Here is a 26,505-nt window from a genome sequence, read left to right on the forward strand (position 1 = left end):
TACGGTCCGCCCCACGCGCCCGCGCGCAAACAGTTCGGGGCCGGCCGCAACATCCCGCTGCAACCGGCCCCTGCCCTGACGCGGGCGATGCGCTTACACGCGCTGCGGATGGCCCCGGTTACTAGTCGTGCCAGCCTGCGCCGCGCCCCCGAAGGATAAGCAAGGGCCGCGCCTTGACGGGGTTCTTCGCCATGTCGAAGCGGGACACTCACCGTCTAGTCCCAGGCGATAGGCGGGAAAGATAACCGCCGGGCACGCCCGCGCCCTGTCTCGTCAGTCCTGCCAGTCCACGAATTGCAGCGCGTCTTGCAGGGTGGTGCCGTCCAGCCCGGCCTCCTTGGCCGTGGCATAGGCTTGCAGCATCGCGCCGAACGCCCGCGCCTTGCCGCCGTGATCGAAGGCTTGCATCGGCCGCACCACGTCCAGCTTGACCGGCTGCCCGAGCTTCGCCGTGGCCTCGTCCGCGACCAGCATCGCCATCGGTTGCAGGACCAGTTGCGCGAGGTGTCGTTGCGCCTCTCGGACCATCGGTCCGGTCGTGCTGCGGTTCAGCAGCCCAGGCAGGACGCCGTAGCTCATCAGGATCGCGTCTCGCGCGGCCTCCAGCGTCTCGGTGGTCATGGCCCGTTGCAGGTCAGGGGTCAGGCCCTCGGGCCGCTGGCCGAGCTGCGGGTGCATTCCGGCTGCGACCTGTTGAGCCACGCCCTCGATGACGAGGGTGGCCCCCCTGCGGCCCCGGAAGGCGGATCGCATCGCGGCCATGTCCTCGCTGGACCCTTCGGGCAATGGCACGATCTGCGACCCCAAGGGGGCGTCCCGATACACGTCGCGCAAGGCGCCCTCGACCTCTTGCAGCAGCTCGGCCGAGAGGGACGCCCGGTGAAGGGGTGCGGTCCCGGCCCAGGGCGTCACCGCCGACGATCCGATGCGGACGTGAAGAACCTCGCCCGCAAGCACCGTCTGGGACGTGCCGCCGCCGATCTCCGACACGCTCACGCGATAGGCGCGCGGCTCGCCATGCAGGGTTTTCACGTCCCAATCGGTGACGGGCACCAGCCGGTCGCGGATCAGGAACACCGCCTCACCCCGCAAAGCCAGTGCGCGGGCCATCATCGCCAGCGTCCGCCGGTCCAACATGTCGGTGCCCTTCACGTCCGCCAGGGTGAAGCCGCTTTCCCAGAGGAACACGCAGGATTGCACCGTCGCCGTCAGCTCGGCCACGTTGGACCGCCCCGACAGCCATTCATGACGGGCCGCGACCAGATCGGCCGTGTAGCCCATCGCCACGGCGCGGGTTTCGACCTCGTTTCGCGCGGGAACGGGGTTCCGCCGGAAAAAGCTCATCAGCCCCATCATGCCCTCCATCGGTTGAGCGCATAGACGGGGACGCGAACCGGCTGGCGGTCCTGATGCGTCTCCCAGGCCCGCGCCTCGATCTGCGCTTGGCTGTAAGCAGGCCGCGTCACCGTGCTGACCTCGAACAGTTCGGCCGCCGTGATCGTCCGCAGGACGCCTGCGCCCCGTTGCTCGATCCGCTCGCCGCCACGGGGAACACGGAAGCCGGGGCTAAGCCCTTTTATCAGGCCAGCCCGATAAGCCGCCAGGAAGTCCCGCGCCCAGGTGGTGCCTTCCTCGATCTCGGCTTCCACGGTCAAGGCGTCATCGCCATCGGTCAGCCGCAGGTTGCCCGCCGACCGGGACGCCAGCGGCCGGTCGTAGCTGTGACCGGCCAGCAGGTGGATATCCTCGCCCGCCTCGATCCGGGCGGCGAAGGCGCGGGGGGCGATCCGCTCGAACCGCCCCGGCGCGATTTCCGCCTCGGCCCCATAAGGGAACGTGGCGTGAAGGCGGGTGGTCCCGCCCTCGGCTCGCAGCTCCAGGCTGCCGTTGTGACCGCCCCAGAGCATCAGGGTTCACCGATGCCCGTGAGGATCGCCAGTTGCGACCCGCGCGCCACGGCCACATCTGCCGTCATCAGCGCCGTGAGCCGCAGGGTGCCCGACTGCGCGTCCGAGTAAGGATCGCGGATCAGGTCCAGCCCGCCCCAGATGCCGACATAAAACGGGGCAATCCCGCCCGTGTTCGTCGTCAGCACCGCCGTGCCCTCGGGCAGCGTCGGGGCCAGGGCGATCTGGCCGGCGGGAACGTGCTTCACCAGCCGGTCCCACTGCGACACGGCCGTGCCCGCGATCAGCGCGTCATCCAGGTCCGCCCAGATCGCCGGATCGAAGGCCATCCGAATGTCGCCCGGCGACTTGACCAGGTTGCCGTCCATGAAGGCCACCGCCGCCGCGCGGAACGCCGCCCAGCTTGCCGCAGCCCCCACGGCCGTCTCGGTGATGCCGTAGGTATCCGCCCCGGTGATGATGCCCAAAGGCTCGCCGTTGGCCCCGCTGCCCATCAGGATCGCGCGGTCCAGCTCGGTCTGCACCGCCGCGTTCATGTCGCGCCGGATCGCCGCTTCCAGACCGTCGCCCGCCTGCTTGAGCGCCTTGCGGGTGATCCGCATGTGAACGCCAAGGGTGTGATCCGGCTCCAGCATCCGCTCCGCGAAGTCGAACGGCTGCGGACCCGGCACGTTGGCCCCTTCGGTCGGTGCCCATCCGGCAATCGCGCCCGCCGTGGCGACGGGAATGGCGACCGCCCCGGACGTGATGTTGATGACCTCGCCGCCGAGGCGGGACGCCACGCTGGCCGGGAAGATGCGGTCGATCAGCGGCCGGATCGTGACGGGCTTCGGCACGTCCGCGCTCGTGGTGGTGCCCGCGACCAGCTCGCGCTGTTCCAGCGCCGCCAGCGGAATGGGATAGCCGCGATAGCCGCCATGGCTCCGCATCTCGGACACGATCTCGGCCGTCTGGCCCGACAGGCTGCGGCCTTCCTCCAGCGCGGCGACGATCTGGCGCATCTCGAAGCCTGCGACCAGATCATCCCACTGCCGCCCGGCGCGGGTGTCCAGGTCGGCCCCGGCCTCGCGCCGCTCGGTGTCCTCGGCGGTCAGGGCGGCCCTGTAGCGGGTTTCGTTGGTGCGATACTCGCCGTCGAGGGCTTCCATCTGGCGGGTTTCATCCTCGCTCGGATCGGGCTTGCCGACCAGGGCCGAGAGTTGCTGGCGGATTTCGCTTTGCCGCCGGGCGATCTTCACAGAATCAAGCATTGTGTCCTCGTTTGCTCGATAGGGGATTGGTGTCGGCCGTCAGGTCGTTGACAGCCTTCCGCCAGCCGTGGCGGTCATACGAAGGCGGGGGGTTCCCGACCTCGATGCGAGTCTTTGCCGAGTGACAGCTAGGACAGCGCATGGCGCAATTTTCCGGGGCATAGGCCAGATCGGGCCGCAGCCGGACGGGCACGACATGATCGCACTCCAGGCGGCCCCGGCTCTTGCCGCAGTCCACGCATTTGAAGCCGTCGCGCTCCAGCACAGCCATGCGGACGGATTTCCAGCGCGGGCCGCGCGTGATGCGCTTGGAGTGGCGGGTGTAGTCTCTCAGGCCCATGCCACCCTCGCTTTCCGCGTGGGGGCCGCCAGCATCCGCTGACCCTGCGCCACCGCCAGCACCGTTGCCGCCGCCGCGTCGATGCGGCCGAGGCTCCGGGCCTTCGCCAGCTTGGCGTTGCCAGCCGGATCATTGAGAACGACGGCGTCCGAGAACGCCGACCGCAGCAGCAGCGAAGGAACGCCCTTCACCTCGCCGTCGAACAGCGCCCTGCGGAACCGTTCAACGTCCTCGCTGCCGTCTTTCCAGCCGAAGCCGCGATAGACGAACGGGACACGCAGGCCCGCCTTGTCCATCGCTTCGGTAAACTCGGCATGGCGGAAGCGGTCGCCCACGATGCAGGCCGGGGTGATGCCGTCGAGCTTGCGGACGATCTCGGCCAGCCAGGGACCGGGGGGCACCGTGGCCTCGCCCATCACCGTCAGCTCGCCGCGTTCCTGCATCTGCACATAGCGGTCGGACACGCCGTCAGCCGCGCCGCGATCCGCAAGGCCGGGGTTGCCGGGGAAGGTGCCCAGAGCCTCCAGGCGGCCCGTCTGCGGCCAGTAGAACGCCGCTGCGGACATGGACCGCGAACCGCCCAAGTCCACGCCCAGGATGCACGGTCCCTCACGCGGGGGCAGGTCGTCGGGGTCCACCTCGGATGCAAGCCATTCGTCCACCGTCACAAGGACGGACCTATCTTCGGTCGAGACCCGCTCGTTCCGGTTCAGGTTGCGGAAGCTCGACAGGGCAGAGCCGCCTCGAGCGATAGCCCGCCGCGCCTGCGCCACCAGCCATTCCGGGGATGCGCCGATGCCCTCGACCGCGCCGGGGTTGGCTTCCAGCAGCGACGGCAGATCATCGGCAGGCAGCCCGAACGCAGGCCGGTGTTCCTGCACGTAGGTTCCGGGGGGCGGATCATCGAGCCAACGGCTGAATGTGTTCGCATCATCAGGCGCGCTAGTTGACAAGATCAGCGCCCGGCCGTCACGTTTACCCAGACCAGAGAGGATGGCGTTTTCGAGGTTGTCGCCCTTTTCCCGTTCCCAAGCCGCTCTTTCATCCATCAGGGCCAGCGTGGGGGCGCCGCCCAGGATCGACTTGCCATCCGCAGGGATAACCCGGATCAGCCCGCCGCCATTGCCGGGATACTCGACTTCCAGCTTGGACCCGCGCCGGATGATGAACTGCTCGCGCTCCTCCTCGGGCAACCCGTCGATGAAGCCGGTGACGAAGTTGAAGGCGGTGCGCGCCTGATCGCGGTTCCGGGCGGCGAACAGGATTTCCCGCTTGGGCTGGCTGTCCCACACACCCATGAGGCTGCCCAGGGCGAGGCCCGCCGAAGTGGCGGTCTTAGAGTTGCCCCTTCCGATGCTTAAGCAGGCGACCATCACGCCGTCAGCCAGGGCGCCGCGCACGAACCGGCGCTGGAACTCGGCCAGTTGCAGAGGTTCGCCCGCCTTCGGACCCTCTGGAACGGTCAGCGTCTCAAGGAAGGCAATCGCCTGATCGGCCAGATCCTCCCCGGATTTTTTCGGGAGAGGGAAAGGAACAGGTGGACGCCGGTATCCTTCTACCGCCGAAGTCCCGGCATTGGGACCAGACAGCGCCGCAGCGACTCCCACAGCCGCCTTGCGCCGCGCCGCGTGTCCCTGACGCCGCGCTTGCTTGTCGGCCTCCAGAGCCGCCACAGAGCCGCTTGGAAGCCCATCCTTGCGGGGCCTGCCGCGTGGCTTGCCGGTGGGCTTGTATCCGCTCACAGCCGCACCCGCTTGTATCGGGCCGCGATGCGCGCCGCCGCAGGCACAAGGCCGGGCTTCACGTCCATGCTGCCCCGGTTGTCATAGGTGAACGCGGCCTGCTCCATGATCGCCAGTTGCAGGTCGTCGGGGACGCTGCGGGCGTCGTCACCGAAGCCTGCGTCGTAGCTGATGACGACATGGCCGGTGGTGCCGGTGGGCAGGGTGATGCTCGGCCACATGCGCCCGGTGACGGTCCCGGCAGGAACGCCGTTGATCGTCACCTCGGCATCCGATGCCAGCGGCCCGACAGGCAGGGCGATGATGTCGGCCTCGCCCTCGGCCAGCACGGTCAGGCTGATCGTCTGCCGCGTCAGGGCGATCTCGCAATAAGCCTCGATCTCTCGGGCAGCGGCCAGAACGTATTTCTGGATCAGCAGATCGTCGTCATCAGCCAGGACGCGGACGTGTTGCTTGGCGTCGTCCAGGCTCACGGGCGAAGCCAGCGTCGGGGTGCGGGTGTAGGTCATCGCCACATCTCCGGGTCGAAGGTGTCTGGGTCAGGCAGCGGGATGCGCGCGCCTGCCTGCGGAAGCGGTGTGTTGGCTTGGGAAGGGTTCGGGTCGTGGGACGTGCTGGACGTGGCCGGACAAGGGACACCCCTTATAGGGGGGTGTCCGTGTCCGTCCGCCTGCGTCGCGGACTTGTCCGCAGGTGTCCGCTGCCTGTCCGCCTTGTCCGCAAGCCAGACATAGCTTTCCCAGATGCGGATGCGGTCCTTGTCCATGAGGGTGTCGCGGTGCCTGCGGAAGATGCGGGCTTGCGTCTTCGGATCGTCGCTGTCCGTCAGGCCCACGCGGTCACAGGCCGCGCGCCACGCGTTCATCTCGACAACGGGCACGTTTGGCAGATTGGGCGATTTGATGATCCGCCCTTTGTCCGCGACGACTTCCTTGAGCGTGTCGAGCGCGACTTGGGCACGGCCGGACAGTCTTTGCCGCTTGTCCGTCCGCTGAATGTCCGTCTGCTCGACCACGGCCGAGGTAACGCGATCCCCGTCATCATCCATTCCGAGGAACACAGACTTGAGCGTAAAGGCGAACACGCCGTCACAGGCCATGTCCCGCTGCTTGCGCGCTTCGGCCATGATGATGCCATCGGCCCGCGTCAGCTCGATCTCGGTATCGACTGCGGCCCGAAGGCTCCCCGATCCACGCGCGCCCCTGCTGGCATCCTTGCCGCTGTGGTGGATCACCATGACATGCGCGCCGGTGGCCTCGCGCAGAAGGTCGATGTTGCGGACGAACTGCCCCATGTCCTTCGCGGTGTTCTCGTCACCGTTGCCCATCGCGCGGGCCAGCGTGTCTACCACGATCAGAGACGGCTTGTTGTCGAACTCCTCGCTGATCGCCTCGGCCAGATAGGCCGCGTCCTCGGCCGTGCAGAGGTCAATCGGCGCGGACAGGATGCAGAGGTCGCCGTTTGCGTCCACGCGCTGCATCAACTCGGGCTGGGTGCGGCGCATCGCCTCCAGGCGATTGTTGATCCCGGTCCCGCCTTCGCTGGCGACGTAGATCACCGGCCCGGCCCATTTCTCGCCCGAAGGGACGCGGTGTCCGTGCCAGTCCTCCCCGGCCGCCACATGGGCCGCCAGGTCGAGCGCGAAGAACGTCTTGCCCACGTTGCTGTCGCCGTAGAGAACCGACGCTGCACCGCGATCCAGCCAGCCCTTGACCAGATAGCGGCTATCCAGAACCGGCTTGATCTTGTGCGAGGGACGGATCGCGCCCGCCAGGTCCAGCGCCCGGCCGGACAGATTGGGCCGGGGCCGATACCCGACTTCCTCGCGGTGGCGCTTGTCGATGGCGGCCATTTCATGAAAGCCCATCACGCGGCCCTCCCGATGAACTTCATCAGCGTGTCGCGTTCGGCGGCCTCGATTTCTTTCAGCCGCTCCAGTTCATCGGCGGGCAGGTGCCGCTCGATAGCCCAGCGGACCAGATCGCGCAGATCGTCGGGCGGGATCGCGTCCAGCTCGGCCGCGAACTCGTAGGGCCACCGCTGATCGGCCTTGGTGTTGCGCTTGGCCGGGCGGGTCGGCAGGCGCATTTTCGTCACCTGATCGTAGGTCAGGCCCAGGTGGTAGAAGTCCACGGGGACGCCGTATTCCGCGCCGAACCGCTCGACCTTCTCTTGCAGCGAAGCGGATGCGTCCTGCCCGCTGCGGTCGAAGTCATAGAGCGCATAGATCACCAGCGTCTTGCCGGTGCCCCTCATGCTCTCGACGGCCCCATGCGCGAACGTCTCGGACGTGAAGCCGCCGGTCGGCATCAGCGGCACGTCGAACTCGGACGTGACCGGGTAGATCACGCCAGCCAGCGCCGACTTCTCCAACCAGATTTCGACATCCACCGTGGACTCGGCCCAGAGCGATTTCCGATAGAACCGGGCGGTGTCGCGCAGGGCATCCTCCCAGCCGTCGAAGGTCTGGGGCTTCCGCATGTAGCGGGTCGCGTCCGCAATGTAGTGATAGGGCATCCGCCCTTCGCGCCGCAGGGTCAGCACCTGCGCCTGCACCTTGTTGTAGCCATCTTCGGTTTTCTCAATGCCGGGCAGGCCCGCGACCGTGGCCTGATAGAAGAGCTGGCGGACGGTGACGGGACCGTGCGCCTCGGCATAGTCGATCAGGAACCGCGCCCTGATCTCCATTTCGGCCGAGGTGGCGCGACGACGCGGTGCGGGGTTTATCAGGCTGGCCGGATAAACCCACATTCTCCAAGTAAGTCGCTGATTTCGCTGTCGTAATCGTGATATTTCGCATATAAATCATGGCGTTGACGGCTGCGAGGGGCGCGTTTCATGGATCACCTGGAGGGTGCGGGCTTGGCGCGGGGAGATCGGGTTGATTTCGACCGCCGTGTGCGTCTGGAGTTCCGTGGTGCGCAGATCAGTTCAGACGGTGGCCTGCTGGTGATGCGCGAGCTTGATGACGTGCTCGGCCTGTCCAATCTGGCGTCGGAGGCGCTGCGAGACAGCCGCACCGGGAAGAACACGCTCCATCGGCTTGACGGATTGTTCCGGCAATCGGTGTTCGGACGACTGGCCGGATACGAGGATGTGAACGATGCCGACCGCTTGGCCCTCGATCCCGTGATGCGTCAGGTCGTTGGCGGCAGGGCCGTCGAGGCGCAAGCTGCTTCGGCATCGCAGATGGGACGGTTCGAGACCGAGACGCTGGCTCTGGCCGCGAACCGGGCGGCGCTGGCCGATCTGAACGGCCAATGGATCGACCGGTTTCATGACCGCAACGGGTTGAAATACATCGTGCTGGACATGGACAGCTCGGTCAGCCCCACCCACGGCGATCAGGAAGGTGCTGCCTGGAACGGGCATTTCGACTGCACCTGCTATCACCCCATCTTCTTGTTCAACCAGTTTGGCATGCTGGAGCGCTGCGCCCTGCGTAACGGCAATGTCCACAGCGCCGATGGCTGGCGGGATGTCCTTGATCCCGTCATTGCCCGATATGCTGGCCGCGACCTTGGTGGACGCTTCTTCCGGGCCGACGCTGCCTACGCGATCCCCGCGATCTATATGCGGCTGGAAGAAGCCAGGTTCTTCTACGCCATCCGTCTGCCCGCCAACGCCGTCTTGCGCGAGAAGATCGCGCATCGGCTGACACGGCCCGTGGGACGGCCTTCGCTGACCAAGGTCAAACGGTTCTTCGAGGACTTCGAGTATCAGGCGGCGTCCTGGGACAAGCCGCGCCGCGTCATCGCCAAGATCGAATGGCATCCGGGCGAGCTGTTCCCCAAAGTCGGCTTCATCGTCACCAACCTGCCGATGGAGCCAGACTGGGTGGTGAGGTTCTACAACCAGCGCGGCACCGCAGAGCAGCACATCAAGGAAGGCAAATATGCCTTTCGCTGGACGCGGCTGTCATGCCGGAAGTTCCGGCACAACGAGGTGCGGCTGCAACTGCACGCGCTGGCCTACAACCTGGCAACCTTCCTGCGCTGCATCGAACTGCCCGAGGCCATGGCGGACTGGTCGTTGACCAGCCTGCAACTCAAGCTGATCAAGATCGGCGCCCGCGTCGTCCGCCACGCCCGCGCCATTACCTTCCAGTTGGCCGAGGTCGCCGTCACCGGCCCGATGGTGCGGGCCGTCCTTGCCGCCATCCGCCGTCTTCGAACGCCTCCGTCATGCGCATGACCACGATCCATGCCCAAGCTGAACGAAAGAGGCAGGACAGGTCCGTCTGCCGCGCGGAAAAGCGGCTCTGCCGGGCCAGAATGCTGCGGGTTCGAGGCTTGATCCACCCGACTTCGGCCGTTTGCGCGACGACAGACACCGCTCGGGGCGAAAAACGCTTGCCCAGCGAGCAAAATCAGGCGATCTTGAAGTCAAGCGGCAGGCCACTTGGGGAATGTCGGTTCACATATCTCCTTCGATGCGATTGCGCGGGAAGCAGGACTGAGCAAAGGCGGTGTTCTTTACAACTTTCCGACCAAGCGCGACCTCATGGCGGCGCTGCTGAGGGACATGCTCTCCGAGCATGAGTCCCTAGAAGCGCGCCTGCCGCAGGACTCGCGACAACGCACCCTTCGTCGCCACCTTTGCTCGCTCCGCACCCTCGACGCAGCGGCTTCCGACGTTTCCATGGCGATCCTAGCCGTCGCGGCGGCCGAACCGGACCTTCTTGACCCGCTGCGTGACGCGCTTGAGGTCGATCTTTCCTGCATCGAGGCGGAAATGAAGGACACAAGCCTAGGGCGTCTGATCTTCTTCGCGCTGCAAGGACTACGTTTCCATTCGCTCTTGGCACTTCCAGATGGTGGGCCATCGGTTCGCAACGAGCTTGCACAGAAAATTGAGGAGATGATCGACAATGCCCATTGAAGGCAAAGCGAGAGCGCTGCTTGGACTTGGTGTCGCAGGCTGCGTCTGTGCGCTCCTGTTTGCCGTGCCGAGTTGGCAGATCCATGCGCAGGATCGGGAAGCGGCGAGCAGCAGTGACGTTGCCGGCCCTCCGTCAGGTGCTGAAGCGTCTGCGTTGCCCATGCCCGTCGAGATCACTCAGGCTGTCGCGTATTCCGAGGCCAGAACCCGATCCTTTGCCGGGACAGTAGAGGCGCTGAAAACGGTGGATCTCGCCTTCCAGGTTTCCGGGCAGCTTGTCGAGTTTCCAGTCATTGCCGGTGATCGGGTGACGACCGGCGACTTGATAGGACAGCTCGATAAGGCCGATTTCCAGCTTGCGCTGGACCGCGCGCGTGCCTCGTACGATCTGGCGCGCAGCGAGTTTACCCGCGCCTCCGCCCTGTCGGATCGCGGGGTCGCCACCGACGCGCAGCTCGACGCGGTGCGCGCGCAGCTTGCCCAGGCCGAGACGGCGCTGCGCGAGGCGGAACGGCGTCTGACCCAGACCGAGGTGCGCGCCCCCTTCGATGCCATCGTTGCCCGCACCTATGTTGAAGCCTATGCCAACGTGACGCCCGCCCAGCCGGTGGTGCGCCTTCAGGACGTCTCCGAACTCTTGATCCGCATTTCGCTGCCCGAGGATCTGGCCGCCGTGGCCCGCGTCCAGCCCGATCTGTTTTCGGTGACGGCCACCTTTCCGGCCGCGCCGGGCTATCGTCCGACGCTGGAGCCGCGCAGTTTCGCGGCCGAGGCCAATTCCTCGACCCGGACCTTCGATGTCGAGTTCAGGATCGCAGGCGATATCGACCCGCGCATCCTGCCGGGCATGACGGCGAACGTTGCGGTGGGCGAAATCGAAAGCAGCCGTCCTTCGCAGGCGGTGACGCTTCCCGTCTCGGCAGTGGACACGACCAGCCGGGCCAATCCGACGGTCTGGATCTACACTGCCGAGGACAGCACGGTCTCGCGCCGCGATGTCCGGCTGGGCCTGCCGCGCGACAACTGGATCGTCGTGCTGGAGGGGCTGGAGCCCGGCGAAACGGTGGTCGCAACCGGCTGGTGGCGCCTGCGCGACGGGGCACGAGTTGCGGTCGTCGGCCTTTGACGGCAGGCGCTTTGACCGCCGTCCAACACACTGCGGAACGGGAGAATGACCGCCATGGCATCTGAGACGGTTGATGCAGCACGCATGAGCATCGCGCGCGGCGCCATTCGCCGCCCCGTCGCCGTCTGGCTTGCGATCCTGTTCTGCCTGCTTGGCGGGCTCTGGGGGCTTGCCAATGTCGGCCGTCTCGAGGACCCGAGCTTCACGCTCAAGACCGCGCTTGTCTTCGTGCCCTATCCCGGCGCGACCGCCGAGGAGGTAGAGGAAGAAGTCGCCGATGTCATCGAAACCGCACTTCAGCAGATGCGGCAGCTTGATCGCGTGCAGTCGAAATCCATGCCCGGTATGGCGCAGATCACGGTCGAGATCGACATGCGCTACGGGCCCGACGAGATCCCGCAGATCTGGGACGAGATGCGCCGGCGCATCGGTGACGTGCGCGGCGAACTGCCCGCCGGCGCCCGCGCTCCGATCGTCAACGATGATTTCGGCGATGTTTACGGGCTGTTCTATGCCGTGACCACCCAGGGCCTGACGCCGACCGAACAACGCGATCTTGCCACGCTTTTGCGGCGCGGGCTGGTGACGGTGGACGGGGTGGCCAAGGTCGAGGTCCAGGGCCTGATCGAGGAAGAGATCACCATCGCGATCGACCCGGCCCGCTTGGCCGGTCTGGGCCTGCCGCCCGACCAGTTGATCGGCGTGATCGCCAGCGAGAACCAGGTTTTCGCCAATGGCGAGGTCACCGCCGACACCGCGCGCATCGCGCTATCCGTGCCGCAAGGCTATGCCACGGTTGAAGGGATCGAGACGCTGCGCCTCGGCGCAGCTGGCGAGGTCGGGCAGGCCACGGTTTTCGATATTGCCGCGGTCAGCCGCCACGAGGTGGAGCAACCCTCCCAGATCATTCGCCAGAATGGTGTCCGGGCCTTCACCATCGGCATTTCCGCACTGACCGACCGCAACGTCGTGGCTGTCGGCCAGGCGGTCGAGGCGCGCCTCGCCGAACTCGGCGAGCAGCTTCCCGAAGGAACAGAACTGGTTCCGATCTACGAACAGACCAAGGTCGTCGATGAAGCGGTGTCGAGTTTCCTTGTTGGTCTCTTGCAGTCGGTGGTTATCGTGGTCGGCGCGCTGATGCTTACGATGGGCTGGCGCGCGGGCCTTGTGGTGGGCGCCACTCTGGGCCTGACGGTGCTGGCCACCGTCTTCTTCATGGCGGTCCTCGGGATCGAGATGGAGCGTATCAGCCTGGGAGCGCTGATCATCGCCATGGGGATGCTGGTGGACAACGCCATCGTCATCGCCGAGGGCATGGTGATCGGCATGGCGCGCGGCCAGACGCCCGAGGACGCTGCCGCCGAGACCGAGAGCGCGACGAGCATTCCGCTGCTTGGCGCCACGGTCATCGGCATCATGGCCTTTTCGGGTATCGGCCTGTCGCCGGATGCGACGGGCGAGTTCCTTTTCTCGCTCTTTGCCGTCATCGGGATCTCGCTGTTGCTCAGCTGGGTTCTGGCAGTCACGGTCACGCCCTACCTGGGCAAGCTTCTGCTGAAGGCCCCGCGAGACATGTCGGCCGATCCCTATCGGGGGCTCATGTATCGGGCCTACCGCGGGATCCTGCACGGCTCGCTGCGCGCCCGCTGGCTGGTGATGCTGGTGATCGTGGGGATCACAGTCGCCTCAATCATGGCCTTCGGTCAGGTCAAGCAGGCCTTCTTCCCTGCCTCGAACACGCCGCTGTTCTACGTCCAGTTCCAGATGCCGCAGGGCACTGACATCCACACCACCGACCGCGCCATGCAGCGGCTGGAGCAGATTGTTATGGCCGAGCCCGATGTGGTGGCCGTGACGACGCTGGTCGGGCGCGGGGCCAGCCGCTTCATGCTGACCTACAACCCCGAACAGGCCGACCCCAGCTATGGCCAGCTGATCGTGCGAACGCGTGACGCCCTGGTGATCCCGGAACTGGCGGCCCGGCTGAACCGCGAGCTGGCGATGGAGTTCCCCCACGCGCTGGTGCGCACCGAGGAACTGGTCTTCGGCCCGCCGGCGGGGGCTGCGGTGGCGGTGCGCTTCTCGGGGCCCGATCCGCTGATCCTGCGCCAGCTGGCCGACGAGGCGCTGAAGATCTACGAGGCGGCCGGCACGATTATCGAGCCGCGCACCGACTGGCGCCAGCGCGAATTGCGCGTCGTGCCGATCGTCGATGAATCGCGCATGCGCCTGACCGGCGCCACCCGCCAGGCGATCGCCGACACGGTGCAGTTCGGCACCTCGGGCCTGCGCGTGGCCGCCCTGCGCGAAGGCGACGCCGAGGTGCCGATCTACCTGCGCCTGCCCGAACCCCAGCGCGACGGCATCGACCGCGTGCAGGACCTGCCGGTGTGGTCGCCGGGGGCCGGTGCCTATGTGCCGATGTCCAACATGGTGACCCGGATGGAGGTCGAGCTTGCCGAGGCGCTGATCCACCGGCGCGACCGCGAGCGCACGATCACCGCCCAGGGCGGCAAGCGGCCCGATCTGACGGCCGACCAGGCCTTCCGCAGCGTGCGGGCGCAGATCGAGGCGATGGAACTGCCCCCCGGCTACCGGATGGAATGGGGCGGCGAGTTCGAAAGCTCGCAGCAGGCTCAAGAATCGCTAGGCAAGCAGTTGCCGCTGGGCTTCCTCGTGATGCTGACGATCTCGATCCTGATGTTCAACAAGGTGCGCCAGCCGCTGATCCTGTGGCTTGTAGTGCCGATGTCGGTCACAGGGATGGTGCTGGGACTGCTTGCCAGTGGGATGCCGTTCACCTTCACGGCTCTGCTGGGCTTCCTGTCGCTGTCGGGGATGCTGATGAAGAACGCCATCGTTCTGGTCGAGGAGATCGACCTCAGGCGCGCGTCCGGGGCGGCGGATTACGACGCCGTGGTGGATGGCTCGGTCAGCCGTCTGCGCCCGGTGGTGCTGGCGGCGGGGACGTCGATCTTCGGCATGCTGCCGCTGCTGCCGGACGCCTTCTTCGCCTCGATGGCGGTCACGATCATGGGGGGCCTTGCCTTCGCATCGGTTCTTACGCTGCTGGCAGTTCCAGTGCTCTATGCGATCTTGTTCCGCATCCGGCGACCCAACGCCGCTTCGGCACGGGAAATCCCCTCCGGTGCCACGACATGACCGCTTCGAAGCTGCCTTGCGGGGCGGCTTCGCCTGTCCGCATGATTGCGGACTTGTCGGACATCGAAGGGCCGCAACCTGACGCAAATCGGGGCAGGAGGACCGGATCGGCGATGACGGAGCTTTCGTCCCGGACGATCTGATGCCGTCAAACGTATTGCCGAGACCCGGTCGCGGGACGCATCACCGGCAAAGTCCCACGGAGTCGAGGCGGCAGGGCGGCGGGAAAGGTTCGGCGCAGGGGGCGGGCCGGGCATCGGGCGAAATCCCATAAAGCGCGTTCATGCCGCAGCCCTCCCCTGCACATAACCGAGGAACGCGGCCTGATCGGCCGGGGTCATCCGCTGATAGCTGGCGAGGCAGTAGGCTTTCAGCTCCACGCGAGACGCCATGTCGGCCCAGAACCCGGCCTCCTCCATCACGCCGCAGAGGAACGGCACCTGCGGCCAGCCGGGGCGCAGTTCCTCCAGCAGACGCTCCAGGAAGGGAACGCGGTCGTCCGAATCACAGGCTGCGACTGCACAGGCCAGGGCGCTTGCAGTCCGCAGGCGGTTCAGAGTATGATCGTGGGTGAAAGCACTGCTATGCAGATCAGCCCCGGTTGCGCCCGCCAGCGCGCCGGGGTTTTCGTTTTTGCTGTTGGACAAAGCGGAATGTTCCGCAATGTTTTCAATATCCCCCATTCGGGCGGGTGGACATTCTAGCGGTTTGATATAACAGGACTGTTCACGTCCTGTTGGGCTCACCACTGTTTCCCCTTTCATCAAGGATGAAGCCTTGCGCCCGCCTCCGGCAGAGGCGCTTGCGGCTTTGTGAAGCGGTTGATTCCGTTGCGCGATTGACGCTGCCGCGGGGGACTTATAGCTCGGCTTCAAAGCGACCTTCGGCAGGCAGACCCGTCCCCTCATCCTGAGCGGGAAATGCGTGTTCTGCGACAATTCGGGCGTGCGCCCTTGAGGGGCGCGCGGGGCCCGGATTACGCTGCGGCCATGCGGCCCGCCGAGGCAGGCGCTTTCCGGCGCGGATGCGCCGGTTCCCCGCCCGGCCCATGGGGTCGAACGAACCGCGCGCCCGTCGCGCCGCCATGACGAAGAAAGGCGACACACCGGACGCATGCTCGGCCAGAACCTTCTCCTTTTGCTTGCAGTGCTGCCTTTCCTGGGCGCGATCCTGGCCGTCACCATGCCGGTGGGCGCCCGCAACGCCGAGGTGCTGCTGGCGGGGGCCGTGATGGTGGCGGGCCTTCTGGGGCTGGCGCCCCTGGCGGGGGAGGTCGCGGACGGGGGAGTGGTCGCCCGCAGCATCGAATGGGCGCCCTCGCTGGGGCTGGACGTGACGCTGCGGGTGGACGGCTTTTCCTGGCTGATGCTTCTGCTGGTCTACGGGATCGGGCTGCTGGTCGTCATCTACGCCCGCTACTACCTGTCCCACGACGATCCCGTGCCGCGCTTCTACGGCTTCCTGCTGGCCTTCGCGGGGGCGATGGCGGGGATGCTGATGGCGGGCAACATCATCCTGATGGTGGTGTTCTGGGAACTGACGAGCCTCTTTTCCTTCCTGCTGATCGGCTACTGGCACCAGAACGGCGCCGCCCGCGAGGGCGCGCGCACGGCGCTGATCGTGACCGGGGCCGGGGGCCTCTGCCTGCTGATGGCGATGATCCTGCTGGGGCACGCCGCCGGCAGCTATCACCTGGACGACGTGCTGGGGGCGGGCGACCGCGTGCGGGCGCATCCCTGGTATGGCTGGATCCTGGGGCTGTTCCTGCTTGGGGCCTTCACCAAGTCGGCGCAGTTCCCGTTCCATTTCTGGCTGCCGAACGCGATGGCCGCGCCCACGCCGGTCAGCGCCTACCTGCATTCGGCCACGATGGTGAAGGCGGGGGTCTTTCTTCTTGTCCGCTTCTCGCCGGTCCTCGGCGGCACCGCCGCCTGGTTCTGGGTGGTCGCGGGCACGGGCATGGCGACGCTTCTGCTGGGCGCGGTGATCGCCACCTGGCGCAACGACCTCAAGGGGCTGCTGGCCTATTCGACGATCAGCCACCTCGGCCTGATCACGGCCCTGGCGGGCATCGGCAGCGGCGGGGCGATCGTGGCCGCGATCTTCCACATCATGAACCACGCGGTCTTCAAGGCCTCGCTGTTCATGGCCGCGGGCATCATCGACCACGAGACCGGCACCCGCGACATGCGCCGGCTCAGCGGCCTGCGCCATTCCATGCCGCGCACGGCGGCGCTGGCCATCGTCGCCGCCGCCGCCATGGGGGGCGTGCCGCTTCTGAACGGCTTCCTGTCCAAGGAGATGTTCTTCGCCGAGGCCGCCGACTGGCACAACGGCACCTGGCTGGACAACGCGCTGCCCTATATCGCCACCCTCGCCAGCATCTTCAGCGTGGCCTATTCGCTGCGCTTCATCGTGACGGTCTTCTTCGGGCCGCCCGCGACGGACCTGCCGAAGGAACCCCACGAGCCCCCCGTCTGGATGCGCCGCCCGGTCGAGCTGCTGGTCGCCATCGTCCTGCTGGTCGGGCTGTGGCCCGCGGCCATGATCGGCTCGGTCCTGCATTCCGGCGTGCTGGCGGTCCTTGGCGGGAACGCCCCCTACTACAGCCTCGCATTGTGGCACGGCTTCAACGTCGCCCTGATGATGAGCCTGACGGCCCTGGTGCTGGGCACGGTCCTTTACTTCGTCATGGCGCCGCGGCTGTCGCGCGCCAACGAGGCGCCGGGCATCCTGTCGCGCATCCGCGGCCAGCAGATCTTCGACCGGCTGATGCTGACGCTCACCCGCAGGTGGCCGGCCCGGCTTTACCGCATCCTGGGCAGCGCCCGGCTGCAGGTGCAGCTGCGCCTGATCGTGCTGCTGAGCCTTGGGGCGACGGCGGCGACGCTGTGGGGCTTCGCCGGGCTTGTCCCGCGCGAGCTGCTGCAAAGCTTCGACGCGACCTTTGCGCTGCTCTGGATGGCGGGGATCGCCTGCGCCATCGGGGCGGCGGTCCAGGCCAAGTATCACCGCTTCGCCGCGCTGGCGCTGCTGGGCGGCGCGGGGCTGGTCACGGCCGTGACCTTCGCCTGGCTGTCGGCCCCCGACCTGGCCGTGACCCAGATCCTGGTCGAGATCATGACAACCGTCCTTCTGCTGCTGGGCCTGCGCTGGCTGCCCAAGCGCCTGCGCGAGATCGAGGGCGACAACCGCCTGGCCGCCCGGCGCCGCCGCGCGATCGACCTTGTGGTCGCGGGCGCCTGCGGGGCCGGCGTCGCCGCCATCGCATTCGCGGTGATGACCACGCCCCCCGGCGCCACCATCGGCGACTGGTTCCGCCGCAACGCCTATGCCGAGGGCGGAGGGACGAACGCCGTCAACGTGATCCTTGTGGACTTCCGCGCCTTCGACACGCTGGGCGAGATCACGGTGCTGGGGATCGTGGCGCTGACCTGCTATGCGCTGCTGCGCCGCTTCCGCCCCGCCCCCGAAAGCGTGGCGCTGCCCTCGCAGCAGACCTTCAACGAGCTGCCCCCCCTCAACTGCCCGCGTGAGCGCGAGGCCGAGCGCGAGCCCACCCGCCACGACCTCATGATGCTGATCCCCTCGGTCATCATGCAGTGGATGTTCCCGCTGACGGTGGCGCTGGCGATGTACCTGTTCCTGCGCGGACACGACCTGCCGGGCGGGGGCTTCGCGGGCGGCGTGGGCTTTGCCATCGGGCTGCTGCTGCAATACCTGGCCACCGACGTGCGCTTTGTCGAAAGCCGCATCACCATCCTGCCCGTGCGCTGGATCGGGCTGGGGCTGGTGATCGCGGTGGGGACCGGCATGGGGTCCTTCCTGTTCGGCTATCCCTTCATGACGGCCCATGCCCAGTACGTCACCCTGCCGGTGATCGGGCAGGTTCCGGCCGCGACCGCGCTGATCTTCGACCTGGGCGTCTTCGCCACGGTCGTGGGCGCCACGGTGCTGATCCAGATCGCCATCGCGCACCAGTCGCTGCGCTCGGCCCGCCTGAGGGCGCGCGAAAGCGCCGAGGACGCCAACCCGCGCGAGGAACGCGAGCACCGGCTGGAAGAACAGCAGCAGCAGCAGGAGGGCGTCTGATGGAACTGATCCTGTCGCTGGGGATCGGCGTGCTGGTCGCCTCGGGCGTCTGGCTGACGCTGCGCCCCCGCACCTTTCAGGTCATCGTGGGGCTGGCGCTGCTGTCCTATGGCGTCAACCTGTTCATCTTCGCCATGGGCCGCCTGGTCACGGGGGCTGCGCCCATCATGCCCAAGGGCGGCTTCGTCAACCCCGAGGCCTATGCCGATCCCGTTCCCCAGGCGCTTGTGCTGACCGCCATCGTCATCAGCTTCGCCACCACGGCGCTGTTCCTGGTCGTCATCATGGCCTCGCGCGGGCTGACCGGCACCGACCATGTGGACGGGAAGGAGCGCAGCCCGTGACGCTGCCGGTCCACATGCTTGTCATGCCGATCCTGGTGCCGCTGCTCGCCGGGGCGATCATGCTGATGTACGACGAACGCCGGCGGCAGCTGAAGCTGTCCATCGGCCTTGTGTCCTGCCTGCTGCAACTGGGCGTGGCCATGGCGCTGATCGACCGCGCGGGCGGATCGGCGGTCGAGGGGCGCAACATCGTCACCCTGTATCTGCTGGGCGACTGGCCCTCGCCCTACGGGATCGTGCTGGTGCTGGACCGGCTGTCGGCGGTGATGCTGCTGCTGACGGCGCTGGTGGCGCTGCCCGCGCTGCTTTACGCGGGGGCGGGCTGGCACCGGAACGGGCAGCATTTCTCGCCCTTGTTCCAGTTCCTGCTGATGGGGGTGAACGGGGCCTTCCTGACGGGCGACCTGTTCAACCTGTTCGTCTTCTTCGAGGTGATGCTGGCGGCCTCCTACGGGCTGCTGCTGCACGGCACGGGCCGCGTCCGGGTGGGCGCCGGGCTGCACTACATCGCCGTGAACCTGCTGGCGGCGATGCTGTTCCTGCTGGGCGTGTCGCTGATCTACGGCACCACGGGCACGCTGAACATGGCGGACCTGGCAACGCGCATCCCGCGCCTGACGGACGCCGAGCGGCCCATGGTCCACGCGGCCGCGGCGCTGCTGGCGGGGGCCTTCCTGATCAAGGCCGCCATGTGGCCGCTGTGCTTCTGGCTGCCCAACGCCTATGGCGCGGCAAGCCCGCCCGTCGCGGCGGTCTTCTCGCTGCTGACCAAGGTAGGCGTTTACGTGGTGATCCGGCTGGGGCTGCTGCTGTTCGGCGCGCAGGCGGGCCTTTCGGCGGGCTTCGGGTCGAACGTGCTGGCGGCGGGCGGCATGGCCACCATGGTCTTCGGCGCGATCGGCGTGCTGCAGGCGCAGGACCTCGGCCGGATGACCGGCAACCTGGTGCTGGTGTCCTCGGGGACGCTGCTGACGGTGGTGGGGCTGGCGCTGATCTATGACGACGCGCCCATGCTGACGGCGGCGCTTTACTACATGATCGCCTCGACGCTGGCGCTGGCGGCGCTGTTCCTGCTGGCCGAACCCATCGGTCGGAAGGAAGGGGGCATCGCGGGCCTGCTGGCCATCACCGCCGAAGCCTTCGGCCTGGACGCCGAGGATGACCTGGACGAGGAACGGGCCGAGCAGAACCGCCCCATCCCCGGCGCCACCGCGCTGCTGGGGCTGGCCTTCCTGTCCTGCGTGCTGGTCGTGGCCGGCCTTCCGCCGCTGGCGGGCTTCCTGGGCAAGTTCGGGATGCTGTCGGGCGCGATCGAGCGGGTGACGGTGCTGCCGGGCCTCTGGGGGCACTGGGCCTTTGTGGTGCTGCTGATCGTCACCGGCTTCTGCGCCCTGGTGGCGCTGTCGCGCTGGGGCATCCAGAGCCTTTGGGCCAACACCGACGAGCCGCCGCTGCCCGTTCTGGAAATCCTGCCGATCCTGATGCTGATCGGCACGGTCGCCCTGCTGACGATCGAGGCCGAGCCCGCGCTGCGCTATCTCGACCGGACGGCCGACGCCCTGACCCGCAACCAAGTCTATATCGGCGGCGTGATGACGGCGCCCCCCGTGGGGCCCGACCCGTCATGATGCTGCTGCCCCATCCCCTCGTCACCGTCATCCTGACCCTCCTGTGGATGGTGCTGACGGGCTTCACCCTGGGCCAGCTGGTGCTGGGGGTGCTGGCGGGCATCCTCGGCGGGCTGGCCTATCGCCGCATCACGCCCCAGCGGATCATCGTCAGGCGCCCGGGCGCAATCGCGCGGCTGTTCGGGCGCGTGGCGGGCGACATCGTGCGCTCGAACTACGACGTGGCGCGGCTGATCCTGGCCGGAGGACGGCACCGCCGGCGCCGCGCGGGTTTCGTCCGCATCCCGCTGGACATGACCAGCCCCAACGGCCTTGCGGTGCTGGCCGTCATCATCACCGCCACCCCCGGCACCGCCTGGATCGAATACGAGCCCCGCAACGGCCAGCTTCTGCTGCATGTCTTCGACCTGATCGAGGGCGACGACTGGGTCCGCACGATCAAGTCCCGCTACGAATCCCTGCTGATGGAGATCTTCGAATGAGCGCAACGATCCTGTCTGCCGTCCTGACCGTTTCGCAGATCTGCCTTGTGGCCGCGCTGGTGCTGGCCGTGATGCGCGCCCTGCGCGGGCCCCGCGCCCAGGACCGGGTGCTGGGGCTCGACACGATGTATGTCTGCGCCATGCTGCTGCTGATCGTCACGGGGATGCAGCATGGCACCGTCTACCAGTTCGAGGCGGCCCTGGTCATGGGCGTGCTGGGCTTCGTCGCCACCACCGCCATGGCCAAGTTCCTGATGCGCGGCGAGGTGATCGAATGAGCCACCTGGCCCAGATCCCCCCCGTCATCGCCCTGCTGATCGCGGGCTTCGTCGCGCTGGGGACGATCCTGACGCTGCTGGGCGCGATCGGCCTGGTGCGCCTGCCCAGCTTCTACGAACGGCTGCACGCGCCCACGCTGGGAACGAGCTGGGGGGCGGCAGGGATCCTGATCGGCTCGATGCTGATGTTCTCGACCCTGGGCTCGCGGCTGGTGATCCACGAGGTTTTCCTGGGCCTGCTCATCATGCTGACGACGCCCGTGACGATGATGGTGCTGGGCCGCGCGGCCCTGCACCGCGACCGCGCCGAGGGCCATCCCCCGCCCGGCACCGAAGGCCCCGGGCAGCCGCTGAAGTGAGGCTCAGGCCGCGGGCAGGAAAGCCCCCTGGCGATCCAGGATGTCCCGCCAGACCGTCAGTGCCGCGCCTTCGGGCGGGCTGTCGGCGCGGTGCAGGACGAACCAGCGCCGGAGGATCGGCAGGTCGTGGCGGCGCAGCGCGACCAGCCGTCCCGCCTTCAGTTCGTCCGCGACCGTGTGGCCGGAAATCAGCGCGATCCCCAGGCCCGCCATGACCGCCTGCTTGATCGTCTCGTTCGAATCCATCTCGATCTCGGCATAAGGCGCGCCTTCGCCCAGCCGGTCCAGGAAGCGCTGCGCCAGCACACGGGTGCCCGAACCCGGCTCGCGCAGGATGATCGGCTGGGACAGGATCGCCTGCGCCGAAACCTCGGGATCGTCCGCAAGCGGGTGGCCGGGCGGCGCGATCATCACATGGGGGTGGGGCCCGAGATCGGCCGCCGTCACCACCGGGTCGCGCGGGGGCCGGCCCATCACCGCCAGGTCCACGGTGCCGTCTCGCAGCGCGGACAGCACCCAGCCGCGGTTCCCGACCCGCAGCGCGACCTCGATCCCCGGATGGCTGCGCCGCAGGCCCGCGACAAGGCCCGGGGCGAAATACTTGCCGGTCGAGACCACCGCCAGGACGACGCGCCCCGCACGGCCCTGCCGCAGCGCCCCGATCTGGTCCAGCGCGCCCTGCAGCGCTGCATCGGCCCGGCGCGCCGCCGCCAGCAGCGCCTCGCCCGCGGGCGTCGCTGCAAAGGCATGGGCCCCGTCGCGGAAGATCAGCGGCGCGCCGACCACGTCCTCGAGCACCCGCAACTGGCTGTGGACCGCGGGGGCGGTCAGGCCCAGCGCCTGCGCCGCCCCGCTGATGGAACGCGCCTCGGCCACGGCGCAAAGCGCGCGCAGCTGGCGCAGGGTCAAGGCACTCAGGGCGCTCATTCAGATTCCTGAAACGATGCTTCCAACTTATTAAATTTTCTAATCGATCCTCATGCGCATGATCAACCCGAAGGCAGTCGGCGCAGGGGAGGGCAACCGATGGCAGGGGGCGAGGACATCGGGCTCGAGGATCTCGCCACCGCGACCGAGATCGCGCAGGTCATCCGCCGCATCGCCCGGGTCGCACGCGACCTGTCCCGGCGCATCGCGCGCGGCCCGCTGGAAGGCCACGCGGACACGGTCGGGGAAAACAGCGGCGGCGATGCGCAGAAGGCGCTGGACCTGATCGCCGACGATGCATTCGCCGCCGCGCTGAAGGGCAGTCCGGTGCGCTGGTATGCGTCCGAAGAACGCGAGAACGTGGCCGAGCTGAACCCCGGCGCGGGCCTGGCCCTGGCGATCGACCCCCTGGACGGATCGTCGAACATCGACGTGAACGTCTCGATCGGCACGATCTTCTCGATCCTGCCGGCCGGGCCCGACCCGCTGGCCTCGGTCCTGCGGCCCGGCACCGACCAGCTTGCGGCGGGCTACGTGATCTACGGCCCCCAGACGGCGCTGGTGCTGACCGCCGGCCAGGGCACCAGCCTGCATGTCCTCGACCCCCGCACGGGCCGGTTCGAGCTTGCCACGGCGCGGCTGGAAATCCCCGCCGCCTCCAGCGAGTTCGCGATCAATGTCTCGAACTACCGCCACTGGGGCGCAGCCGTGCGGGCCTATATCGACGACTGCCTGGCGGGCGAGACGGGGCCGCGCGCCAAGAACTTCAACATGCGCTGGATCGCCTCGCTTGTGGCCGAAACCCACCGCATCGTCAGCCGGGGCGGCATCTTCCTGTATCCCTCGGATGCCCGGCGCGGATACGAGCGCGGGCGGCTGCGCCATGTTTATGAATGCGCGCCCATCGCCCTTCTGGTCGAGCAGGCGGGGGGCGCCGCCACCGACGGCTGCGACCGCATCCTCGACCGGGTGCCGCAGTCATTGCACGAACGCACGCCCTTTGTCTTCGGCACCGCCGACAAGGTGCATCGCGTCGCCGCCTATCACGACCTCCCGCACGAGGAAGTCGCCGCCCTTTTCGGCCAGCGCGGCCTCTTCCGGCAGTGAGGTTCCATGAGCAGGAAACATCCCATCATCTCGGTCACCGGCAGTTCGGGCGCGGGCACCACCACGGTCAAGACGACCTTCGACCAGATCTTCCGCCGCGAAGGCATCAGCGCCGTCTCGATCGAGGGCGACGCCTTCCACCGCTACGACCGCGCCGCGATGAAGGCGGAACTGTCCCGGCGCACCGCCTCGGGGGACAACACCTTCAGCCATTTCTCGCTGGACGCCAACGAGCTTGGGAAGCTGGAGGACATCTTCCGCATCTATGGCGAGACCGGACGCGGCGAGACCCGTCATTATGTCCATGACGACCGCGAGGCCGAGCGCTGGGGCGCGGCCCCCGGCACCTTCACCGGATGGGCCCCCTTCGAGGACGGCAGCGACCTTCTGTTCTACGAAGGGCTGCACGGCGCGGTGAAGACGGACGGGCTCGACATCGCCCGGCACGCCGACCTCAAGATTGGGGTGGTGCCGGTCATCAACCTCGAATGGATCCAGAAGATCCACCGCGACAAGGCCTCGCGCGGCTATTCGACCGAGGCGGTGACGGACGTGATCCTGCGGCGGATGCACGACTACGTGCATGTGATCACGCCCCAGTTCACCCAGACCGACATCAACTTCCAGCGGGTGCCGGTGGTTGATACCTCGAACCCCTTCATCGCCCGCTGGATCCCCACGGCCGACGAGAGCCTGGTCGTGATCCGCTTCCGCAACCCGCGCGGCATCGACTTCGCCTATCTCACCCAGATGATCCAGGGCTCGTGGATGAGCCGGGCAAACTCGATCGTCATTCCGGGCCCCAAGATGGACCTGGCGATGCAGCTGATCCTGACGCCGATGGTCCAGCGGCTGGTCGAAACCTCGAAAAGGGCCTGATCCGATGAACGCACCCATGACGAAGACCTATGACATGGCCGAGCGCGCGATGGCCAATGCCATCCGGGCGCTGACGATGGACGCGGTGCAGGCGGCGAACTCGGGCCATCCGGGGATGCCGATGGGGATGGCGGATGTGGCGGCGGTGCTGTTCGACCGCTTCATCACGCTGGACCCGGGCGACCCGAAATGGCCCGACCGCGACCGCTTCGTGCTGTCGGCGGGGCATGGGTCCATGCTGCTTTACGCGATCAACCACCTGCTCGGTTACGCCGACATGCCGGTCGAGGAGCTTCGCCGCTTTCGCCAGCTTGGCGCGCGGACGGCGGGGCACCCGGAATACGGCCATGCGGCGGGGGTCGAGGTCACGACCGGCCCCCTGGGACAGGGCATCGCCACCGCCGTCGGCATGGCGCTGGCCGAGAGGATGGCCAACGCCCGCTTCGGCGACGACCTGGTGGACCACTGGACCTGGGTCATCGCGGGCGACGGCTGCCTGATGGAAGGCATCAGCCACGAGGCGATCGACATGGCCGGGCACCTCGGCCTCGGCCGGCTGGTCGTGCTGTGGGACGACAACCGCATCACCATCGACGGGGGGACCGGGCTTTCCACCTCGACCGACCAGATGGCGCGCTTCGCCGCGTCCGGCTGGCACACCATCGCCTGCGACGCCCATGATCCGGCCGAGATCGCCGCCGCAATTGACGCCGCGCGCCGCGACCCCCGGCCCTCGCTGGTGGCCTGCCGCTCGGTGATCGGCTTCGGCGCGCCGAACAAGCAGGGCGGCCACGATGTCCACGGTGCGCCGCTGGGCGCCGAGGAGATCGCGGCGGCGCGCGGCTATCTTGAATGGGCGCACGAGCCCTTCGTCATCGCGCCCGCCGTTTACGGGAAGTGGCGCGGCATCGCCCGCCGCGGGGCCAAGGCGCGGAGGGAATGGGAAAAGCGCCTTGAGGCGCACCCCCGGCGGGACGCCTTCAAGGCGGCACAGGCCCGTGGCGGGCTGGATGAACTGACCGCCATGATGGCCGGTCACAAGGCGCAGTTGCTGCTGAACCGGCCCCGGGTTGCCACCCGCAAGGCGTCCGAGATGGCGCTGGCGGTGGTGAATGCCGCGCTGTCCGATACGGTCGGCGGCTCGGCCGACCTGACCGGGTCGAACCTGACCCGCACGAAGGACATGCGCCCGGTCCAGCGCGGCGATTACGGCGGACGCTACCTCAATTACGGCATCCGCGAGCATGGCATGGCGGCCGCGATGAACGGCCTCGCGCTGCACGGGGGCTTCCGGCCCTACGGGGGCACGTTCCTCGCCTTTGCCGACTACTGCCGTCCCTCGATCCGGCTGTCGGCGCTGATGGGGGTGCCGGTCACCTATGTGATGACGCACGATTCCATCGGCCTGGGCGAGGACGGCCCGACGCACCAGCCGGTCGAGCATCTGGCCTCGCTGCGGGCCATCCCAAACCTCCTCGTGATCCGCCCCGCCGATGCGGTGGAAACGGCCGAGGCCTGGGAGATCGCCATGGCCTCGGCCGACCGGCCCGTGCTGCTGGCGCTGTCTCGGCAGAACCTGCCCACCGTCCGCAAGGACGCTACCGAAAACCTGACGGCGCGCGGGGCATACCCCCTCATTGACCCCGGCGACCGCCAGGTCACCCTGATCGCGACCGGATCGGAGGTCGAGATCGCGCTTGCCGCCGCCGAACTGCTGGAAACACAGGGCATCCGCGCCGCCGTGGTCAGCGCCCCCAGCTTCGAACTGTTCGCAAGCCAGTCGGGGGACTACCGCGCCGCAACCCTCGGCACCGCCCCCCGCGTCGGCATCGAGGCCGCCATCCGGCAGGGCTGGGACGGCCCGGTCCTGCGGACCACCGACGCCTTTGTCGGCATGACGGGCTTCGGCGCCTCGGCCCCCGCGCCCGAGCTTTACCGGCATTTCGGCGTCACGGCCAAGGCCGTCGCCGCAACCGCCCGCACCCTGATCGAGGAGTGAGC

General features: G+C 67.7%; 23 protein-coding genes. 13 read left to right on the plus strand and 10 right to left on the minus strand.

Translation table 11 applies throughout. The features are described 5' to 3' along the window. Positions 1-273 precede the first annotated feature (273 nt). The 8 genes from CK240_RS12385 to CK240_RS12420 all read right to left on the minus strand — a co-directional run bounded on the left by CK240_RS12385 (position 274) and on the right by CK240_RS12420 (position 7,990). Entirely contained in the window at positions 274-1,353 is a 1,080-nt protein-coding gene (locus CK240_RS12385; protein WP_095640654.1) for a phage portal protein, read from the minus strand. Continuing rightward, positions 1,353-1,907 carry an HK97 family phage prohead protease gene (locus tag CK240_RS12390; RefSeq protein ID WP_095640655.1) on the minus strand — a complete coding sequence of 185 codons (555 nt, stop codon included), beginning with the start codon at positions 1,905-1,907 and terminating at the stop codon, positions 1,353-1,355. Before CK240_RS12390 ends, CK240_RS12385 begins: the two co-directional genes overlap by 1 nt. Continuing rightward, positions 1,907-3,157 carry a phage major capsid protein gene (locus CK240_RS12395; RefSeq protein ID WP_095640656.1) on the minus strand — a complete coding sequence of 417 codons (1,251 nt, stop codon included), beginning with the start codon at positions 3,155-3,157 and terminating at the stop codon, positions 1,907-1,909. The genes CK240_RS12390 and CK240_RS12395 overlap by 1 nt, the downstream gene beginning before the upstream one ends. Continuing rightward, positions 3,150-3,497 (minus strand): HNH endonuclease, encoded by a 348-nt coding sequence (locus tag CK240_RS12400; protein WP_095640657.1) that lies wholly within the window; start codon positions 3,495-3,497, stop codon positions 3,150-3,152. The genes CK240_RS12395 and CK240_RS12400 overlap by 8 nt, the downstream gene beginning before the upstream one ends. Beyond that, entirely contained in the window at positions 3,488-5,104 is a 1,617-nt protein-coding gene (locus tag CK240_RS12405; RefSeq protein ID WP_135058838.1) for a terminase large subunit domain-containing protein, read from the minus strand. Before CK240_RS12405 ends, CK240_RS12400 begins: the two co-directional genes overlap by 10 nt. A gap of 131 nt (positions 5,105-5,235) precedes the next feature. Further along, a complete protein-coding gene (locus CK240_RS12410) occupies positions 5,236-5,748 on the minus strand; it encodes a head-tail connector protein (RefSeq protein WP_095640658.1) in 513 nt (170 codons plus the stop codon). After that, a complete protein-coding gene (locus tag CK240_RS12415) occupies positions 5,745-7,106 on the minus strand; it encodes an AAA family ATPase (RefSeq protein ID WP_095640659.1) in 1,362 nt (453 codons plus the stop codon). The genes CK240_RS12410 and CK240_RS12415 overlap by 4 nt, the downstream gene beginning before the upstream one ends. Next, positions 7,106-7,990 (minus strand): type 1 periplasmic-binding domain-containing protein, encoded by an 885-nt coding sequence (locus CK240_RS12420; RefSeq protein WP_240517403.1) that lies wholly within the window; start codon positions 7,988-7,990, stop codon positions 7,106-7,108. The genes CK240_RS12415 and CK240_RS12420 overlap by 1 nt, the downstream gene beginning before the upstream one ends. Before the next feature lie 87 nt (positions 7,991-8,077). Between CK240_RS12420 and CK240_RS12425 the strand changes: the two genes are divergently transcribed. From CK240_RS12425 to CK240_RS12440, 4 genes are all read left to right on the plus strand, one after another. Beyond that, entirely contained in the window at positions 8,078-9,433 is a 1,356-nt protein-coding gene (locus tag CK240_RS12425) for an IS1380-like element ISPme1 family transposase (RefSeq protein ID WP_012112698.1), read from the plus strand. A gap of 207 nt (positions 9,434-9,640) precedes the next feature. After that, positions 9,641-10,120 carry a TetR/AcrR family transcriptional regulator gene (locus tag CK240_RS12430; protein WP_095640661.1) on the plus strand — a complete coding sequence of 160 codons (480 nt, stop codon included), beginning with the start codon at positions 9,641-9,643 and terminating at the stop codon, positions 10,118-10,120. Continuing rightward, positions 10,110-11,246 carry an efflux RND transporter periplasmic adaptor subunit gene (locus CK240_RS12435; protein ID WP_082657928.1) on the plus strand — a complete coding sequence of 379 codons (1,137 nt, stop codon included), beginning with the start codon at positions 10,110-10,112 and terminating at the stop codon, positions 11,244-11,246. Before CK240_RS12430 ends, CK240_RS12435 begins: the two co-directional genes overlap by 11 nt. Before the next feature lie 84 nt (positions 11,247-11,330). Further along, positions 11,331-14,408, plus strand: coding sequence for an efflux RND transporter permease subunit (locus CK240_RS12440; RefSeq protein WP_095640662.1), 3,078 nt, complete (start codon positions 11,331-11,333; stop codon positions 14,406-14,408). A gap of 281 nt (positions 14,409-14,689) precedes the next feature. On the opposite strand, the gene CK240_RS18290 is transcribed toward CK240_RS12440, so the two are convergent. Next, positions 14,690-15,091, minus strand: coding sequence for a hypothetical protein (locus CK240_RS18290; RefSeq protein WP_135058839.1), 402 nt, complete (start codon positions 15,089-15,091; stop codon positions 14,690-14,692). Positions 15,092-15,521: 430 nt separating this feature from the next. Here CK240_RS18290 and CK240_RS12445 point away from each other — a divergent pair, with 430 nt between their 5' ends. The 6 genes from CK240_RS12445 to mnhG are packed head-to-tail and all read left to right on the plus strand — an operon-like array spanning position 15,522 to position 21,591. Next, positions 15,522-18,500 (plus strand): monovalent cation/H+ antiporter subunit A, encoded by a 2,979-nt coding sequence (locus CK240_RS12445; RefSeq protein WP_095640663.1) that lies wholly within the window; start codon positions 15,522-15,524, stop codon positions 18,498-18,500. Beyond that, a complete protein-coding gene (locus CK240_RS12450; RefSeq protein WP_095640664.1) occupies positions 18,500-18,844 on the plus strand; it encodes a Na+/H+ antiporter subunit C in 345 nt (114 codons plus the stop codon). Before CK240_RS12445 ends, CK240_RS12450 begins: the two co-directional genes overlap by 1 nt. After that, entirely contained in the window at positions 18,841-20,472 is a 1,632-nt protein-coding gene (locus CK240_RS12455; protein ID WP_095640665.1) for a monovalent cation/H+ antiporter subunit D, read from the plus strand. Before CK240_RS12450 ends, CK240_RS12455 begins: the two co-directional genes overlap by 4 nt. Then, the gene (locus CK240_RS12460) at positions 20,472-20,954 is read left to right on the plus strand and encodes a Na+/H+ antiporter subunit E (RefSeq protein WP_240517404.1); all 483 of its coding nucleotides are present in this window, start codon (positions 20,472-20,474) and stop codon (positions 20,952-20,954) included. The genes CK240_RS12455 and CK240_RS12460 overlap by 1 nt, the downstream gene beginning before the upstream one ends. After that, positions 20,951-21,232 (plus strand): K+/H+ antiporter subunit F, encoded by a 282-nt coding sequence (locus CK240_RS12465; RefSeq protein WP_095640667.1) that lies wholly within the window; start codon positions 20,951-20,953, stop codon positions 21,230-21,232. The genes CK240_RS12460 and CK240_RS12465 overlap by 4 nt, the downstream gene beginning before the upstream one ends. After that, a complete protein-coding gene (mnhG, locus tag CK240_RS12470; RefSeq protein WP_095640668.1) occupies positions 21,229-21,591 on the plus strand; it encodes a monovalent cation/H(+) antiporter subunit G in 363 nt (120 codons plus the stop codon). Before CK240_RS12465 ends, mnhG begins: the two co-directional genes overlap by 4 nt. 3 nt (positions 21,592-21,594) lie before the next feature. On the opposite strand, the gene CK240_RS12475 is transcribed toward mnhG, so the two are convergent. Continuing rightward, on the minus strand, positions 21,595-22,518 hold the full coding sequence (locus CK240_RS12475) for a LysR family transcriptional regulator (protein WP_095640669.1): 924 nt from the start codon (positions 22,516-22,518) through the stop codon (positions 21,595-21,597). Positions 22,519-22,617: 99 nt separating this feature from the next. On the opposite strand from CK240_RS12475, the gene CK240_RS12480 reads away from it, so the two are divergent. From CK240_RS12480 to tkt, 3 genes are read left to right on the plus strand one after another with little or no spacing between them, the layout of a single operon-like run. Then, the gene (locus tag CK240_RS12480; RefSeq protein ID WP_095640670.1) at positions 22,618-23,625 is read left to right on the plus strand and encodes a class 1 fructose-bisphosphatase; all 1,008 of its coding nucleotides are present in this window, start codon (positions 22,618-22,620) and stop codon (positions 23,623-23,625) included. Positions 23,626-23,631: 6 nt separating this feature from the next. Beyond that, entirely contained in the window at positions 23,632-24,504 is an 873-nt protein-coding gene (locus tag CK240_RS12485; RefSeq protein ID WP_095640671.1) for a phosphoribulokinase, read from the plus strand. 16 nt (positions 24,505-24,520) lie between these two features. Then, positions 24,521-26,503, plus strand: a complete 1,983-nt coding sequence (gene tkt, locus CK240_RS12490) for a transketolase (protein WP_095640695.1) — start codon at positions 24,521-24,523, stop codon at positions 26,501-26,503. Positions 26,504-26,505: the final 2 nt, after the last annotated feature.

Origin of the sequence: Paracoccus salipaludis, from assembly GCF_002287065.1 — a bacterium.
GTDB classification, from domain to species: domain Bacteria; phylum Pseudomonadota; class Alphaproteobacteria; order Rhodobacterales; family Rhodobacteraceae; genus Paracoccus; species Paracoccus salipaludis.

Excerpts from the sequence above, each read along its gene's own strand:
- CK240_RS12385 (WP_095640654.1), bottom strand. The coding sequence starts at position 1,353 with ATGGGGCTGATGAGCTTTTTCCGGCGGAACCCCGTTCCCGCGCGAAAC.
- CK240_RS12390 (WP_095640655.1), bottom strand. The coding sequence starts at position 1,907 with ATGCTCTGGGGCGGTCACAACGGCAGCCTGGAGCTGCGAGCCGAGGGC.
- CK240_RS12395 (WP_095640656.1), bottom strand. The coding sequence starts at position 3,157 with ATGCTTGATTCTGTGAAGATCGCCCGGCGGCAAAGCGAAATCCGCCAG.
- CK240_RS12400 (WP_095640657.1), bottom strand. The coding sequence starts at position 3,497 with ATGGGCCTGAGAGACTACACCCGCCACTCCAAGCGCATCACGCGCGGC.
- CK240_RS12410 (WP_095640658.1), bottom strand. The coding sequence starts at position 5,748 with ATGACCTACACCCGCACCCCGACGCTGGCTTCGCCCGTGAGCCTGGAC.
- CK240_RS12415 (WP_095640659.1), bottom strand. The coding sequence starts at position 7,106 with ATGGGCTTTCATGAAATGGCCGCCATCGACAAGCGCCACCGCGAGGAA.
- CK240_RS12420 (WP_240517403.1), bottom strand. The coding sequence starts at position 7,990 with ATGTGGGTTTATCCGGCCAGCCTGATAAACCCCGCACCGCGTCGTCGC.
- CK240_RS12425 (WP_012112698.1), top strand. The coding sequence starts at position 8,078 with ATGGATCACCTGGAGGGTGCGGGCTTGGCGCGGGGAGATCGGGTTGAT.
- CK240_RS12435 (WP_082657928.1), top strand. The coding sequence starts at position 10,110 with ATGCCCATTGAAGGCAAAGCGAGAGCGCTGCTTGGACTTGGTGTCGCA.
- CK240_RS12440 (WP_095640662.1), top strand. The coding sequence starts at position 11,331 with ATGAGCATCGCGCGCGGCGCCATTCGCCGCCCCGTCGCCGTCTGGCTT.
- CK240_RS18290 (WP_135058839.1), bottom strand. The coding sequence starts at position 15,091 with ATGGGGGATATTGAAAACATTGCGGAACATTCCGCTTTGTCCAACAGC.
- CK240_RS12445 (WP_095640663.1), top strand. The coding sequence starts at position 15,522 with ATGCTCGGCCAGAACCTTCTCCTTTTGCTTGCAGTGCTGCCTTTCCTG.
- CK240_RS12450 (WP_095640664.1), top strand. The coding sequence starts at position 18,500 with ATGGAACTGATCCTGTCGCTGGGGATCGGCGTGCTGGTCGCCTCGGGC.
- CK240_RS12460 (WP_240517404.1), top strand. The coding sequence starts at position 20,472 with ATGCTGCTGCCCCATCCCCTCGTCACCGTCATCCTGACCCTCCTGTGG.
- CK240_RS12465 (WP_095640667.1), top strand. The coding sequence starts at position 20,951 with ATGAGCGCAACGATCCTGTCTGCCGTCCTGACCGTTTCGCAGATCTGC.
- mnhG (WP_095640668.1), top strand. The coding sequence starts at position 21,229 with ATGAGCCACCTGGCCCAGATCCCCCCCGTCATCGCCCTGCTGATCGCG.
- CK240_RS12475 (WP_095640669.1), bottom strand. The coding sequence starts at position 22,518 with ATGAGCGCCCTGAGTGCCTTGACCCTGCGCCAGCTGCGCGCGCTTTGC.
- CK240_RS12480 (WP_095640670.1), top strand. The coding sequence starts at position 22,618 with ATGGCAGGGGGCGAGGACATCGGGCTCGAGGATCTCGCCACCGCGACC.
- CK240_RS12485 (WP_095640671.1), top strand. The coding sequence starts at position 23,632 with ATGAGCAGGAAACATCCCATCATCTCGGTCACCGGCAGTTCGGGCGCG.
- tkt (WP_095640695.1), top strand. The coding sequence starts at position 24,521 with ATGACGAAGACCTATGACATGGCCGAGCGCGCGATGGCCAATGCCATC.